General features: G+C 32.6%; 19 protein-coding genes. 15 read left to right on the top strand and 4 right to left on the bottom strand.

The genetic code is table 11. From position 1 onward, the window contains the following. The first annotated feature begins 174 nt into the window (after window positions 1–174). The 9 genes from ACK5ON_RS09790 to ACK5ON_RS09750 all read left to right on the top strand — a co-directional run bounded on the left by ACK5ON_RS09790 (window position 175) and on the right by ACK5ON_RS09750 (window position 3,872). Window positions 175–738, top strand: coding sequence for a hypothetical protein (locus ACK5ON_RS09790; protein ID WP_409822034.1), 564 nt, complete (start codon window positions 175–177; stop codon window positions 736–738). Between the two features lie 342 nt (window positions 739–1,080). Beyond that, the gene (locus ACK5ON_RS09785) at window positions 1,081–1,362 is read left to right on the top strand and encodes a type II toxin-antitoxin system RelE/ParE family toxin (protein ID WP_409822032.1); all 282 of its coding nucleotides are present in this window, start codon (window positions 1,081–1,083) and stop codon (window positions 1,360–1,362) included. A gap of 82 nt (window positions 1,363–1,444) precedes the next feature. Beyond that, window positions 1,445–1,750 carry a helix-turn-helix domain-containing protein gene (locus ACK5ON_RS09780; protein WP_409822030.1) on the top strand — a complete coding sequence of 102 codons (306 nt, stop codon included), beginning with the start codon at window positions 1,445–1,447 and terminating at the stop codon, window positions 1,748–1,750. Window positions 1,751–1,966: 216 nt separating this feature from the next. Continuing rightward, window positions 1,967–2,101, top strand: coding sequence for a helix-turn-helix domain-containing protein (locus tag ACK5ON_RS09775; RefSeq protein WP_409822028.1), 135 nt, complete (start codon window positions 1,967–1,969; stop codon window positions 2,099–2,101). After that, window positions 2,091–2,483 (top strand): hypothetical protein, encoded by a 393-nt coding sequence (locus ACK5ON_RS09770; protein ID WP_409822026.1) that lies wholly within the window; start codon window positions 2,091–2,093, stop codon window positions 2,481–2,483. The genes ACK5ON_RS09775 and ACK5ON_RS09770 overlap by 11 nt, the downstream gene beginning before the upstream one ends. Then, window positions 2,435–2,959: an IS30 family transposase gene (locus ACK5ON_RS09765; protein ID WP_409822036.1), complete on the top strand. Its 525-nt coding sequence runs from the start codon at window positions 2,435–2,437 to the stop codon at window positions 2,957–2,959. The genes ACK5ON_RS09770 and ACK5ON_RS09765 overlap by 49 nt, the downstream gene beginning before the upstream one ends. A gap of 166 nt (window positions 2,960–3,125) precedes the next feature. After that, window positions 3,126–3,374: a hypothetical protein gene (locus ACK5ON_RS09760; protein WP_409822024.1), complete on the top strand. Its 249-nt coding sequence runs from the start codon at window positions 3,126–3,128 to the stop codon at window positions 3,372–3,374. Next, a complete protein-coding gene (locus ACK5ON_RS09755; RefSeq protein WP_409822022.1) occupies window positions 3,362–3,766 on the top strand; it encodes a serine hydrolase in 405 nt (134 codons plus the stop codon). The genes ACK5ON_RS09760 and ACK5ON_RS09755 overlap by 13 nt, the downstream gene beginning before the upstream one ends. Then, window positions 3,687–3,872, top strand: coding sequence for a DUF1275 family protein (locus tag ACK5ON_RS09750; RefSeq protein WP_409822020.1), 186 nt, complete (start codon window positions 3,687–3,689; stop codon window positions 3,870–3,872). The genes ACK5ON_RS09755 and ACK5ON_RS09750 overlap by 80 nt, the downstream gene beginning before the upstream one ends. A gap of 118 nt (window positions 3,873–3,990) precedes the next feature. Here the strand turns inward: ACK5ON_RS09750 and ACK5ON_RS09745 are convergent, their stop codons facing one another. The 4 genes from ACK5ON_RS09745 to fabG all read right to left on the bottom strand — a co-directional run bounded on the left by ACK5ON_RS09745 (window position 3,991) and on the right by fabG (window position 9,591). Next, window positions 3,991–5,460 carry a hypothetical protein gene (locus tag ACK5ON_RS09745; protein ID WP_409822018.1) on the bottom strand — a complete coding sequence of 490 codons (1,470 nt, stop codon included), beginning with the start codon at window positions 5,458–5,460 and terminating at the stop codon, window positions 3,991–3,993. A gap of 3 nt (window positions 5,461–5,463) precedes the next feature. Then, entirely contained in the window at window positions 5,464–6,648 is a 1,185-nt protein-coding gene (locus ACK5ON_RS09740; RefSeq protein WP_409822016.1) for a hypothetical protein, read from the bottom strand. A gap of 61 nt (window positions 6,649–6,709) precedes the next feature. Next, window positions 6,710–8,767 carry a hypothetical protein gene (locus tag ACK5ON_RS09735; protein WP_409822014.1) on the bottom strand — a complete coding sequence of 686 codons (2,058 nt, stop codon included), beginning with the start codon at window positions 8,765–8,767 and terminating at the stop codon, window positions 6,710–6,712. Window positions 8,768–8,844: 77 nt separating this feature from the next. Continuing rightward, window positions 8,845–9,591: a 3-oxoacyl-[acyl-carrier-protein] reductase gene (fabG, locus tag ACK5ON_RS09730; protein ID WP_409822012.1), complete on the bottom strand. Its 747-nt coding sequence runs from the start codon at window positions 9,589–9,591 to the stop codon at window positions 8,845–8,847. 131 nt (window positions 9,592–9,722) lie between these two features. Between fabG and ACK5ON_RS09725 the strand changes: the two genes are divergently transcribed. The 6 genes from ACK5ON_RS09725 to ACK5ON_RS09700 all read left to right on the top strand — a co-directional run. Continuing rightward, window positions 9,723–10,271 (top strand): RNA polymerase sigma factor, encoded by a 549-nt coding sequence (locus ACK5ON_RS09725; protein WP_409822010.1) that lies wholly within the window; start codon window positions 9,723–9,725, stop codon window positions 10,269–10,271. Window positions 10,272–10,291: 20 nt separating this feature from the next. Next, the gene (locus ACK5ON_RS09720) at window positions 10,292–10,561 is read left to right on the top strand and encodes a hypothetical protein (RefSeq protein WP_409822008.1); all 270 of its coding nucleotides are present in this window, start codon (window positions 10,292–10,294) and stop codon (window positions 10,559–10,561) included. A gap of 2 nt (window positions 10,562–10,563) precedes the next feature. After that, complete coding sequence (locus ACK5ON_RS09715) at window positions 10,564–11,052, top strand: Spy/CpxP family protein refolding chaperone (protein WP_409822006.1); 489 nt, start codon at window positions 10,564–10,566, stop codon at window positions 11,050–11,052. After that, a complete protein-coding gene (locus ACK5ON_RS09710) occupies window positions 11,045–11,743 on the top strand; it encodes an MbnP family protein (RefSeq protein ID WP_409822004.1) in 699 nt (232 codons plus the stop codon). The genes ACK5ON_RS09715 and ACK5ON_RS09710 overlap by 8 nt, the downstream gene beginning before the upstream one ends. Then, on the top strand, window positions 11,740–12,771 hold the full coding sequence (locus tag ACK5ON_RS09705) for a cytochrome-c peroxidase (protein ID WP_409822002.1): 1,032 nt from the start codon (window positions 11,740–11,742) through the stop codon (window positions 12,769–12,771). The genes ACK5ON_RS09710 and ACK5ON_RS09705 overlap by 4 nt, the downstream gene beginning before the upstream one ends. A gap of 62 nt (window positions 12,772–12,833) precedes the next feature. Next, window positions 12,834–13,600 (top strand): YHYH protein (locus ACK5ON_RS09700; protein ID WP_409822000.1); only part of this gene is annotated, 767 nt, incomplete at its 3' end.

Genomic DNA, 13,600 nt, shown 5'->3' with positions numbered 1-13,600 from the left:
ATGTTTTTCTTACAAGTATTTTTTTATATTTGTTTGTGGATTGTGGAAGTTTTTTCACGGTCTGACGTTATAAGCAAGCTTTGAAAAAAATGTGCCAATAAAAAACAAATCAAATCAATGATAAATTTCTTTAAAAGTATTTTTAACCAACCTAAAAATTCAAAAAAAATCAGTATGAGCATTTTCCAATCAACTATAGAAAGATCGAGAGAAAACCAAGAAATAATATCAATTTGGCAATATAATTCAGATAAAAGCTCTTTAGTTGGTTATGTAACAGAAATTTCTGAAGAACATATAACACTAAAACATTATACAGTTTATGGAAAATGCGATGGTTTAATAGCTATTAAAATTTCAAATATTAAAACTATTGATTTTAATGATGATTACACTAAAGTCATGGAGTGTGTTATTCAATACTCAAGTATTTTTGACAAACCAACGGATTTTCAACTAAATATAGGTTATTCTAATAACTGGCAATTTGATGCATTACATAAACTCGTTACATCTGAACATCAAGTTGCAAGTTTTGAAATCAATGGTAGTGACTATTTCACAGGATTGGTAACAGAAATTTCTGAAGAGGATTTTGTTCTCAATTGTATTGGAAAAAATGGAGAAGATCAAGGAAGCGCTGTTTACAGAATTGAAGATATTACAGAAATAAGAATAAATGACTTAGACAATAGAAGAAGACTATTATTATACAATTGGAGAAAAGCCAGCTTATAACAGCAGTAGCTGTTTTACAACCCCAATAAAAAAATACTATTTAAAAATAATTCCAAAAAATACCTTTTTTAAATCGCTTTAAAAAAGGTTTATTTTTTAGTAATAGTTCTGAGTGTTTACAATAGAGTTTTTAAAGTCCAAAAAGAACCCAAGGTGTCGGGATGTTGTATGGTTTAAGTAAGAAAAACATTTTTTCTTACAAGTATTTTTTTATATTTGTTTGTGGATTGTGGAAGTTTTATCACGGTCTGACGTTGGTGGAAATGCCAAAAAAAATCGCGGTAAAAAGAGAAAATCATAAAAAAATTTGCACAATGTTATCTAATTGAATAACTTTGTCGAATGAATGTTAAATTTATTAGAGAAGTTATATATTATGAAGATTATTATCTTAATTTTTTCAACGCTCAAAAAGAAGACGTTAAGAAAAAGTTTAACTGGACTTTACAGTTAATCTCAACTCAAGATAGAATTCCAGAAAAATTTTTCAAACATATAACAGGTTCTGAAGGAATATTTGAGGTAAGAGTTGAAGTTGGTTCTGACATTTTTAGAGTTTTTAGTTTTTTTGACAAAGGAAATCTAGTAGTTTTAGTAAATGGATTTCAGAAGAAACCGTATTGAAAATAAAAAAAGCAAAAGAAATTAAAATGGCGGAAAAATTGAAAAAAGAATATTTAGAAACTAAATATAAAAAGTAAAAATTATGAAAACAGAAAATAAAAAAATAACATCTTTTTCTCAACATTTAGATGAGCAATACGGAAAAACTGGAACAGAAACTCGTCAAAAATACGAAGAGGAATACGAGAGTTTTGAACTTGGTGTTTTAATTCAAGAAATGAGAAAAGAACGTGGAATGACGCAAGAACAACTAGCACTAAAATGTGGAACAACAAAAACATATATTTCTAAAATAGAAAATAATGCAAGTGACATTCGACTTTCAACATTAATGAGAATAATTAGACAAGGATTAGGTGGACATTTAAAATTAAGTTTAACCGCATAAAGGCACTATCCACCAACAGCAGTTTGCAAAAATGGCGGGTTTAGGGCTTAATTTAAAGTTGGTTTTGTACTTGCAAAATCAATGTTAAACCGAAAGTTTAGGCTTCCTTAATCCGCCAATTCTGCAAGCTGCGGAACGTCAGGTTATGAAAAAACTCCATTTTGACGAATTCAATAACTTAATGCAACAAATGATAAATTTTATCTTTGTTGAATTATGGAAAAATTACACAGACGACTAACCTTAAAAGAACGGATTATTATTGAGACATTACTCAATGAAAATAAATCCAAAAGCTACATTGCAAATCAGCTTAAAAGAAACAGATCCACTATAACTCGTGAAGATTAAAAAACCTTCTGATAAATACGATGCAACAATAGCTAACTTCTTTGCTAAAGAAGAATATTTAAACAAACGAAATCTCGACAAAATCAACACTCATAAAAGACTGAAAGCTTTTGTTTATAGAGGATTATTATCTGGTTTTAGTCCAGAACAAATTGCTGGCAGAATTAAAGTGCTTTATCCAAATGACACAACAATGTCAATATCACACGAAGTTATTTATCAGCACATTTTCAAGCATAGACAATCCTATTTAGGCAAGAAATTAATTAAGCTTCTTCCCTATCACCATCACAAAAGAAGAGGAAAAGAAAATTCGGTAAAAACAGAGTTCGCATTAAAGACCAAGTCAATATCAGACAAAGGCCACAACACGTTGAATTAAGACTTGAAGTTGGACATTGGGAAGGTGATTTAATGATTGGAACAGGACAAAAAAGCGCCATTGGAACAATTATAGAGAGAAAAACCAGATACACTTTCATTATAAAATTAACAAACCGAAAATCAGAAACTGTAACACAACAATTCGCCAAGTACTTAAACTCTTTACCTAAATATGTTTTAAAATCAATGACTTACGATAACGGAATGGAAATGGCTAATCATCAATGGTTATCAGACAACACCGGAATGGATATATATTTTGCTAATCCTTATTCTTTTTGGGAAAGAGGAACTAACGAAAATACAAACGGCTTAATTAGACGCTTTTTCCCTAAAGGAACTGACTTCAATAAAATAACTAATGAACAGCTTAAACAAGCTCAATTTAATTTAAACAACAGGCCTAGAAAGATCTTAGGATACAAAACTTCTAATGAAATTATGAATCAAGAAATCACTAATTATGCAGCGTAGACCAAGCCAATTTCGAAAATAACTTTTGGCTAATTTAAAAAGCCAAAAAAGTTATTCTGAAATTATGCTGAATTGAAATAAAAAACTAAATTTGATTATTAATATAATAACTGACCTTGTTGCATTAAAGTCTTGAATCCGCCCCCGTAAAAACAAAATGACGAATATGAGACGACAAATTAGAATAGTTAGACTTGGAATTTTAATGATTATTGCTTCAACATTATTGACTTCTTGTCAATTAGGACGCTTTGTATTTTACAACTTTGCAGACATAAAATTTCAGTCCAGACCATTAACATCCGACACATCATCTTACAATTTTCAAACAACTAATTCAGGTAAATTTCCAAAACAACTAAACGACATTCCGTTTGACAAATATCTTGAAGACAAAAAACAGTGGCTTTCTTGATTATTAAAAATGACACTATACAGTATGAAAAGTATTTCAAGGGGTATGACAAAGAAAGTATTGTTCCTTCTTTTTCAATGGCAAAATCTGTTACATCAATTTTAATTGGTTGTGCCATTGACGAAGAACTTATTAAATCCGTTGACGAACCAATAACAAACTATATCCCTGAACTGACAAAAAACGGCTTTGACAAAGTAACTATTAAACACCTTCTGCAAATGACATCTGGGATTAGGTTTAATGAAAGTTATGTAAATCCATTTGGAGATGCTGCTTCATTTTATTATGGGCTTAATCTTAGAAAAGAAATTGAAAACCAACATTTATTTGAGACTTTCTATAATCTCTTTCTTCTTTATTGGTTGTGTGCTGGGAGGATTTGCCTATAAAGCATTGGGAATCCAGACATTATTTATTGCTTCAGCAGTGTTGCTAATTGCCTTGTTTTATGATTACCTCCGATTGAAGTTTTTTGTAATAAAAAGAAAAGTATAACAGACATTAATGCCTATTATACTTTCTCAAAATCTTATCAGTTACTTAAAGTAGTAATGATACCGCTATCTAAATTAGTGTTTATTTTGCTGTAATTTAATTAGCTTACACAAATTCCTTAAAACGTGACACCATTATAATTAACAAATTGTACTTTTCCATCGCTATAATACTTGGCAAGAAGCACTCGGTTTGTGTCTTGAAAATAATTAAAAAACTGATGGATATACGTTCCGCCATTTTGATCTCCGTCTTCACTGCGATATACACTTGAAGGCAATGGTAGTTTTATATTTTGTATTTCAAAACTGTAACTAAACGGATTTAACTGATACAACACAGGGTATTCTTCATTACCATTTGTGCCACCCCAAGCCGAAGTGTTCACGTAATAATTTCCTTTGATATTCAGCAAACCAAAATTGTCAATCACAGCATTGCTAAACGGTACTTTATTTTGGAACTTCATGCTTTTTTTCACTTTTCCTTCCATATTCATCACAATTAGCATTCCTGCTCCAAAAGAATATACTGGATCGTTAAACTTGGGATCATTAGGAAACGAAGAGGATGGTTTTGAACCTGTTTGATATTTACATTCAGCAAACAGGTCTATTTGATTATCATGAATATTGACTAAATTATAGCGAACATCCTGAATTTCTTTAATACCTTGGAATGCATCAATGGCATCATTACTCAAAATTCTTCCGCCGTCTAAATCATAAAGCATAATATTGCTGAATGACCATTCTCTCAAACTTGCTTTGAAATTGAAAGCAATTAAATAATCCTGTGTACCAATAGAAATAGCAACTGGTCGACTGAGTTTAATTTCGGCACCTAAATCTTTGTCAACCTCGCTCGTGGCATCAACTACATACAAACTATGTTTGGCACTTTTTTCTACAACTCTTTTAATAAAAACCAATTTACCAGAGTTGGTCATCGTGATATCGCCCGAAAAATATTCTAATGGGAAAGTAACGGTTTTTTTCCATACTTCTTCAAATGTGGTTCCATCAATAACGGTACATTCGGCTACTTCAGCAATTTTTCTATTGGAAAATTTAGAATAAACAATTCCAAAATATTTTCCATTTTGCGATGCTACTACAGTTGCTGTTCCCGATTTTGAAATACTTTCAAAAGTATATTCTACTAGTAAAGAGGTAGTGAATTTATCTGTTTTCTTATCAAATATAATTCGATGGATCGACTTCTTTTTAGTTTTGTTGGAATAACCATCCGTAAAAAAAACAACTTTGTCTTTTCCTAATTCATAACTTCCTAAGAAATTATATAACGTAAACATTGTTTTTTCGGGAAAGTCTTGCGTAAATGTATTGACCAGAATATTTTTTTGATCAAACTTCCTCATGATAATTCCATGTTGAGCCGTCATCCCATGTATATTAACAACTGTCATCATATAATGATTGTAATTATCCGCAAGAACGACACGTGGCTCTTCTTCTAATTTTATCTCATAGTCAAACTTTGTCCCCCATTCTTTTTTTATTTGAGCTGTTATTATCGAGAACGACGACAGCACTACTAAAATAGCAAAAGCTAATATTCTTTTCATTTCTTAGTTTTTGTAAATCGCAGATTCAAACTCCTTTAATTCTGCATTTTCGTCATAGGACAAGTCCATGTTTACGATATTTTCTTGCAATTCATTTAACATTTTTTCAGCTTCTTTTTTATCACCTAAAGCAATATTAAGACGAACTAAATTAAAGTAAATGTAAGTTCCTATTTTGGCATTGAAATCGGATTTTTTATCTTTCCATTGAATTTTGGTCAGCGTATCTTTCCAAATATCAGTACCTTTTTGAATTCCTGCCATTCCAGCAGCGGTCATTGCAGGATTTTCAGGATTTAATTTTCTTAAATTGGTCGATACATAAACCGATGCTTTTTCTAAATCATCATATTTCCCTTTATTTTTAACAGTACTTATCTTTACAGATGGATTAACATAGCGTATGCCGTAGTTTTCATCCAAATACCCGTTAATATGTGCAATTACAGTATTAAGATATTCTTTCTCTGATAAGGGTTTGTTCAGGTTATTCGATGGCGAATTTGAGTACAGTTTGAAATCTTGAAAGAAGGTAGTATTGATTTTTTCAGTTCCATTTACTTTCACTACCAACTTTGTAGGTTGATTTGCAAACGTTTGTCCTGCATTGTCTTGAAAATTCATTTTTTTGATATCAACAAATATATCAACATAATTTCCACCTCTTGTAAATCCAGTAATACCAATTTTTGAAGCTAAAACATCGTTATCCACAATGATGTAGTTATTTAAGTTTGGCTCACTGTAAATAGGTTTTGTTGGCTTAACATATACTGGCTTTGTAGGTGTAACAAGCTTTGGCGCTTTGCCTTGGTCTGTCATAGCTAAACGCTCTAAAAGTGACATTTTTTTGAACTCTTCTGATTCTAATTTAAAACGTTCTTTTTCTTTAATCACATCTTCGTCATAGCCAGCTAACTTATTTTTAAATTCAACTTCGCTGTCAGCTACTACTTTATCATAATTCTTTAATTCTGTTTGAAAATCTACTTTAGATTGAGCAATGATGTCCTCTGTTTTTAAAGTGTAAGGCGAATTTACTTTTACAGAATAATTTCTATTTAATTGTTCAATAGGGTATTTTGCGGCAACTGGTAGTTTGTACTGAACCATTTCAGAAGTAATGGTTTGCGCACTTGCCGAAAAAACCATTCCGATGAAAAATAATTGTAATGTTTTGATTTTCATAATTTAATTTATAAGTTCAACTTTATTTAATTTTTTGCCAAAAGTAATCAATTTAATTCAGTTATAGCATTCCATTATACTTTCGAATAAACCATTCTGCAGCTAGCGATAGTGATAACAAAACTAACAACCATGCCCAATCCACCAAAGGCGACTTTTTAACAATGGTTTTCTGAACTGCTTTATAACTTTCATCGTCTAAGAGTTGTTTAATTAGAGTATCTACTTGATTTGGCAAATAAGCTTTTCCTTGGGTTTGAGTAGCTAGTTGGTTGAGTTTGTTCCAATCTGGGTTTACAAATTGCTTTTCGATATCAAAATCCAGTACTTCAAAACCGCTTGAATAGGAAGAGTTTGAATTTAATTCTTTAACCGTGAATTTATAATTTCCGGCATCCAATCCATCAAGATTGACCTGAAATGCATTGGTTGTTTTTAGTAAGTCGTAGTTTTTAACTTGTTTGGTTTTGGTATTGGTAACCGCAATAGTCAAACGTGCTTTCTCGTCTAGTTCATAATTCTTATTGAAATACTGCGCCGTGATTTCAATACCTTCACCTGAGTTGTAAAAGCGTTCATGATTCACCACAAGCGATTTTCTAGCATTATTTGACGCTAAATACTGAATGGTTTTGTCTAAGAAAATATCAAAGTCGGTAAAGTTCTTTTTGTTTACATAATTATCAGCACGCCATTTCCAAATGTTCTCACCAAACAAGTAAGCCGAACGCACACCTTGATTTTCGGCAAAAGTAAATAATGGTTGATTAACAGCTATATTACGAATGGTAGAAGACAATAAGGTATTGACATTTCCATTGGCAGTAATGGTTCCAAACGGATTTTCCAAAGGTGGCAACTGCTCAAAACCAATATTATCCAAAGCAAAAAGATTAAATTGGTTGTCATAGGAAGCCAAATAATCTTCTTTCTGTCCACTCATTTTAAAGGCAAATATTTTCTGATTTTGGTTTAAGAAATTAAAATCGGTATCGTTTCCAGTGATTATCCAAGTGTTGATTTTGGCATTTAAATTCTTTTCAAAGACAGCTTTAAACTCGACTGTGGGTTGATACAGTATTAAAACATTATAATCTACTAACGACTTAACATCGTTTGGCTTAAGTATGGTTACCTTTCTTTGTACATTAGTTTCAATACTTCTCTTGATGGCACCCAAATCAGGATGGGATGTGGAAGCTATTAAGGCAACTTCAGTTTTTTGGTCAATGATTTCAACTGCGAAATTCTTAGTATTGTTATAGGTATTTTTTTCTTGTTCTTTTGAAGTAATGGTGGCTTTAAAAATTTGTAGCCCTACTCTATCCGCAGGTAATAATACATTGAGTACTGCTGATTTTTTATTTGGTGAAAAAGCTACGGTTTGTTCGTTTAACAGACTGTTGCCTTGACTGATTTTAAAAGAAGTATTAATTGCTTTTGTTCCTGCATAATTCAAAAATACCTCCACGGGAAATTTGTTTTTGTGAAAAGCATACTTGTTTACATTAAGTTGGGTAATTTTTATGTCCAAATAGGTTGTTGTATCGCCTACTACCAATGGATATACTTTATTTGACGGATTAAACCCAAAGACATAATCTTCTCCCGATGTTTGATTTCCGTCAGAGATTAAAACCGTTGGGAAGGTTTGATTTTTGTAGATGTTCTTTAGGTTTTTGGCAACTACATCTATATTGGATTGCTTTCCTTTGAAATCAATTGTATCCGAAGGCAAAAAATCAGTGTCAAACTGATAGGTTTGAATATCAAATTTTTCGGCTAAAGCTGAATTATTCTTTAGTTTATCTAACAATTCCATCGCTGATTTATTGGCTTTCAAATCTGCTATAGAAGCGGAATTATCAATAATAATAGGTAACGGTGTTTTGATGATTTCACTATTTTTTCGCGTAATAATAGGATTGATTAATAATAATAACAAGCCAAAGACACTAAAGAAACGCAAAAAAGCCAAAAGTAAAGTGACTTTCGACCGGCTTTTTACTTTGCTTCGCCAGTTCGCGCCCTGCGCTCGGGTATATATATATTGGTAAAACGAAACTCCAGCAGCAATAAGTATTGATAGAAGTAATAACAGAATTGTTGATGTGTTCATAGTATTGAGTTTATGGTTTATAGTTTGTGGTTAGATAGTTCAAAACATTGAAACTATAAACTACAAACCAAAAACATTTAAGTTAACATTCCTCCACACACATTCAATACTTGCCCTGAAACATACGCACTCATATCCGAAGCGAAGAACAAACAAGCATTGGCTACATCTTCTGGAGTTCCACCACGCTTTAACGGAATAGAATCTCGCCACCCTTGCACTACCTCTTCATTCAATTTACCAGTCATTTCGGTTTCAATAAACCCAGGTGCTATGGCGTTACAACGAATGTTTCTCGAACCCAATTCTAAGGCAACCGATTTGGTAAATCCTATCATTCCCGCTTTGGATGCGGCATAATTGGCCTGACCGGCATTTCCTTTCACTCCTACTACGCTACTCATATTCACGATAGAACCTTTACGGTTTTTCAACATGATTTTTTGAACGGCTTTGGTCATATTGAATACTGACTTCAAGTTGATTTCAATTACTTTATCAAAATCTTCTTCACTCATACGCATTAAAAGGTTGTCTTTTGTAATTCCGGCATTGTTGATTAATACATCAACATTTCCAAACTCAGCCATAACATTATCCACTAGTTTTTGCGCTTCGTTAAAATCGGCTGCATTTGATTGATATCCTTTAGCTTTAATTCCTAAAGCGTTTAATTCATTTTCTAATACCTGTGCCGACTCGGCAGATGAACTATAAGTAAACGCTACATTGGCTCCGTGTTGTGCAAAAACTTTGGCAATTCCGCTTCCAATTCCTCTACTCGCACCAGTTATAATGGCTACTTTTCCTTCTAATAATTTCATGTGTATAAAAGTTAGGTTTGTTGATGTAATCAAGGGTCAAATATAGAATAATTTATAGTTAGTAAAAAATTACATTTATAATAAAACCTTTAGTACTATTGCAATTCAAAAGATTGAATTTCAAGGTAAAGATGATTGATAACCAGAACCATTTTGAAAAAATATACCGCGAGTTTCATCTACTCGTGTTCAATGTGGCATTAAATTATCTTCAAAACACCGAAGATGCTGAGGAAGTAACACAAGATGTGTTTGTAAAAATCTCTAATTCTCTCAATAACTTTAATCAAAAATCATCTCATAAAACATGGATTTATAGAATTACAATCAATCAATGTTTGGATTTTTTAAAACAAAAGAACAGTCAAAAACGCTTCTTTATTTTTGGAAAGAAAAGTCAAAACGAACAAGAATATTTGAATTCTTCCACTTTTGAACATCCTGGAATTTTATTGGAAAATCAAGAAGATGCAGCCCTACTTTTTGCAGTTTTTAATACTCTTACTGAAAATCAAAAGACCGCTTTTCTGCTTTCTAAACTTGATGGATTATCAAATCCTGAAATAGCCGAGATTATGCAATTGAGTATTTCGTCGGTCGAATCATTAATTTTTAGGGCAAAGGCATCTCTTCAACAAAAATTAGCAGAAAAATTTAATCACTACCGCAAGAAAAAATAGTAACATTCGTCTAAACAAGTATGGAAAAAGAAAATTGGATTTCAACCATTTTAAATAGCATCAACGGAATAACGAAAGTTTCTCCAAGTGATGACTTGTTTTTTAAAATTCAAAATAAAATAAAACGCAACAACGTTTCACCAAAAACCGTTTGGCTTGTTGCCGCTTCAATAGCTATTTTAGTACTCCTAAACTTTACACTATTGGCTACTAAAACAAAAGAAAGTTCAACTACAACAACTACATATTTGGAAAATACTCTAAACCAAAGCAATCAGATTTATCAATAACAATGGAAAAAACGAAGCTATTAACAATTACAGTTATCGGATTATTGTTGCTCAATTTTGCAACACTTGGATTTTTATTTATTAGCGGTACAAAAGGGCACAAACCACCACATGACAGACCAGAAGGCAGACACGAACCTAAAGAAATTATTATTGAACGATTGCATTTTGACGCCAATCAGCAAAAAGAATATGGTCAATTAATTGAATGGCATCGTGGGGAAATTAGACAACTTGAAGATAGTATACGAGTTTCAAAAAATGAATTGTATATGTTATTAAATAATGATATAGTAGACGAAAAAGCTAAAGTCACATTAATTAATGAAATAGCCCTATTTCAAAAGCAAATTGAAGCTACCCATTTTAAGCATTTTGTAGATATCAAAAAGTTATGCAAGCCAGAACAACAAGTATACTTTAACGAACTGACCGAAGAGTTAGGAAGACTATTTTCTCGCAATAAACCACCAAGACCAAGACATGAATAAAACAGGTTGGTTATTTTTAACTTTTTTAGCATGTTTTCAGTTAGTGGCTCAAAACAGAGACTCGTTGCATGTCAATTTTAAAGTCAATTTTGATAAACTCCCTTTAGAACTGAGTAAAGAATATGCTACTTCCAATAAAGATAGGGTAACTATTACTACTTTCAAATGTTATGTTTCCAATATCGAAATTTATTATGCTGATAAGACCGTTTTTAAAGAAAAAAACAGCTATCACCTACTCGATCTAGAAAACCCAAATTCATGCATTATTCCGATAACGAATAAGAATGATAAGATAATTTCAAAAGTCAGCTTTAACATTGGAATAGACAGTTTAGTCAATACTGCTGGTGCTTTGGATGGAGATTTAGACCCAACAAAAGGGATGTATTGGGCTTGGCAAAGTGGCTATATCAACATGAAAATGGAAGGCAAAAGCCCGAGTTGTAATACCGAAGCATCGGGAAGAAAAAACGAATTTCAGTTTCACATTGGGGGTTATCTCCAACCCTATTATGCCATGCGGAAAAAAGTGATTTCGGTTAATCACAATGGTGATGTTACTATTGCTATTGATGTTTCCATCTTTTTTGCAGAAATTGAATTATCCAAAACAAATTCGGTTATGATTCCGGGTAAAACGGCTATGGAATTATCGGATACTATGGCGAAAATGTTTTATCTAGAATGAAAAACCATTTATACATAGTGTCCCGAAGTTTCGGTATTGGAATTTGTCTTGTTGGAATTTTGTCTTTTTCTGATATATTCACTACACCTTTATATTTAGAAGTACCTAAGGGTTGGCCAGAACCTAAATATAATTTCAATAGAAACCCATTAACCGAAGAAGGATTTGAGTTGGGCAGGCATCTATTTTACGACCCAATTCTCTCTCGAGACAACACAATTTCCTGTTCCAGTTGTCATTTGCAACAAACCGGATTTACACATGTGGATCATCAATTAAGCCATGGCATTGAAGGAAAAATTGGTACACGTAATTCGATGGCATTAATAAACTTAGCTTGGAATAAAGACTTTATGTGGGATGGCGGTGTTAATAATCTAGAAGTGCAAGCCATTAATCCTATTACAAGTCCAACAGAAATGGATGAAAAGCTAGAAAATGTGGTTGCTAAATTGCAAAATAACCCAAAGTATAGAACATTATTTACCAAAGCTTATGGCGATGATAAAGTAACTAGCCAACGATTGCTCAAAGCATTAGCACAATTCACAGTAATGCTCAAATCATCCAATTCAAAGTATGATAAAGTGATGCGTAAAGAAGAAAATTTTACGCAACAAGAGCAACACGGCTATGATTTATTCAAAACCAATTGTGCGTCTTGTCATAAAGAACCACTTTTCGCTGATGATAGATTTGAGAAAAATGGTTTAGCACTAGATGAAACGCTGAATGATTTAGGCAGAATAAAAATCACAGGAAAGACAGAAGATAAAATGCGCTTCAAAATTCCAACACTAAGGAATATACAATTTACGTTTCCCTACATGCACGATGGTCGATTTAAAACCTTAACTGAAGTAGTTAAACATTATAATTTTTTAGGAAATGATAAAAGTTTACCTAAAGAGTTAGCCAAACCCATGAATTTATCCGATAACGACAGAGTAGATTTAGTGGTGTTTTTACAAACCTTAACCGATAAAGAATTTCTTTTTGACAAACGATATGGTTTTCCAAGAGAATAATTTTTAAATCTTTCGCAAGAATAAAAATAATGTTGCGTCTAATATGTTATATACCTAAAATTATGAAAAAAGTACTATTCATTTTCCTTATTTCGAGTTACACTTTTGCCCAAACCAATCCAGCCATTACAGGATGGTTGATCAACACCACCGGGATTACAGGTCGTCATTATGTTGCAGGCAACTCTACTCCTATTGTGGATGCAGTGCAAGCAAACGTGCAAACGGTGCAATACAACGCAACGTATTCGTATATTTCAGCAACAGGAATTCCTGCCTACATAACAGGACCATTTCAAGATGGAAATCCCTCTTTAGCCACAGCACAAAATAAAATTTTCAGAATTCCATTAGCTCCAGTTCAAGGCACTGGAACTGTGGCAACCACTGGAGGAAACATTGGTGTTTTTAAAAACGGAGTGGCATTATTTGATTATCGTGATGGTGTAGCTTGGAATAATAACACTGGTGCTTTATGCGGTGGTCCTGGAAATCCCCCTTGTGCTGGTGAACCAGGTTCAACACAAGCATGGAATAGAGATGCTATTCCCGCAGAGCGCGCTGGTTTTGATTGTGCCAAAGCACATCCTGCTATGGGAAATTACCATCATCACCAAAATCCGAGTGCTTTTAATCTAGATTTGGTTGTACTTTCTAATGTTTGTGCTACCTATCCTTCTGATGGTTTGTATGTAATCAATCCTTCGCAACATTCGCCTTTATTAGGATTTGCCTATGATGGATTTCCAATTTATGGTGCCTATGGCTATACCAATACTGATGGAACTGGAGCCATTACCCGAATGAAATCGAGTTACCAATTAAAGTC

The sequence above is a fragment of the Flavobacterium sp. genome, from assembly GCF_046317795.1.
Taxonomy (GTDB): domain Bacteria; phylum Bacteroidota; class Bacteroidia; order Flavobacteriales; family Flavobacteriaceae; genus Flavobacterium.
The sequence above is the reverse complement of the archived record's forward strand: the minus strand, read 5'-3'. Positions and strand labels throughout refer to the sequence as shown.

Excerpts from the sequence above, each read along its gene's own strand:
- ACK5ON_RS09790 (WP_409822034.1), top strand. The coding sequence starts at position 175 with ATGAGCATTTTCCAATCAACTATAGAAAGATCGAGAGAAAACCAAGAA.
- ACK5ON_RS09785 (WP_409822032.1), top strand. The coding sequence starts at position 1,081 with ATGAATGTTAAATTTATTAGAGAAGTTATATATTATGAAGATTATTAT.
- ACK5ON_RS09780 (WP_409822030.1), top strand. The coding sequence starts at position 1,445 with ATGAAAACAGAAAATAAAAAAATAACATCTTTTTCTCAACATTTAGAT.
- ACK5ON_RS09775 (WP_409822028.1), top strand. The coding sequence starts at position 1,967 with ATGGAAAAATTACACAGACGACTAACCTTAAAAGAACGGATTATTATT.
- ACK5ON_RS09760 (WP_409822024.1), top strand. The coding sequence starts at position 3,126 with ATGAGACGACAAATTAGAATAGTTAGACTTGGAATTTTAATGATTATT.
- ACK5ON_RS09745 (WP_409822018.1), bottom strand. The coding sequence starts at position 5,460 with ATGAAAAGAATATTAGCTTTTGCTATTTTAGTAGTGCTGTCGTCGTTC.
- ACK5ON_RS09740 (WP_409822016.1), bottom strand. The coding sequence starts at position 6,648 with ATGAAAATCAAAACATTACAATTATTTTTCATCGGAATGGTTTTTTCG.
- ACK5ON_RS09735 (WP_409822014.1), bottom strand. The coding sequence starts at position 8,767 with ATGAACACATCAACAATTCTGTTATTACTTCTATCAATACTTATTGCT.
- fabG (WP_409822012.1), bottom strand. The coding sequence starts at position 9,591 with ATGAAATTATTAGAAGGAAAAGTAGCCATTATAACTGGTGCGAGTAGA.
- ACK5ON_RS09725 (WP_409822010.1), top strand. The coding sequence starts at position 9,723 with ATGATTGATAACCAGAACCATTTTGAAAAAATATACCGCGAGTTTCAT.
- ACK5ON_RS09720 (WP_409822008.1), top strand. The coding sequence starts at position 10,292 with ATGGAAAAAGAAAATTGGATTTCAACCATTTTAAATAGCATCAACGGA.
- ACK5ON_RS09715 (WP_409822006.1), top strand. The coding sequence starts at position 10,564 with ATGGAAAAAACGAAGCTATTAACAATTACAGTTATCGGATTATTGTTG.
- ACK5ON_RS09710 (WP_409822004.1), top strand. The coding sequence starts at position 11,045 with ATGAATAAAACAGGTTGGTTATTTTTAACTTTTTTAGCATGTTTTCAG.
- ACK5ON_RS09705 (WP_409822002.1), top strand. The coding sequence starts at position 11,740 with ATGAAAAACCATTTATACATAGTGTCCCGAAGTTTCGGTATTGGAATT.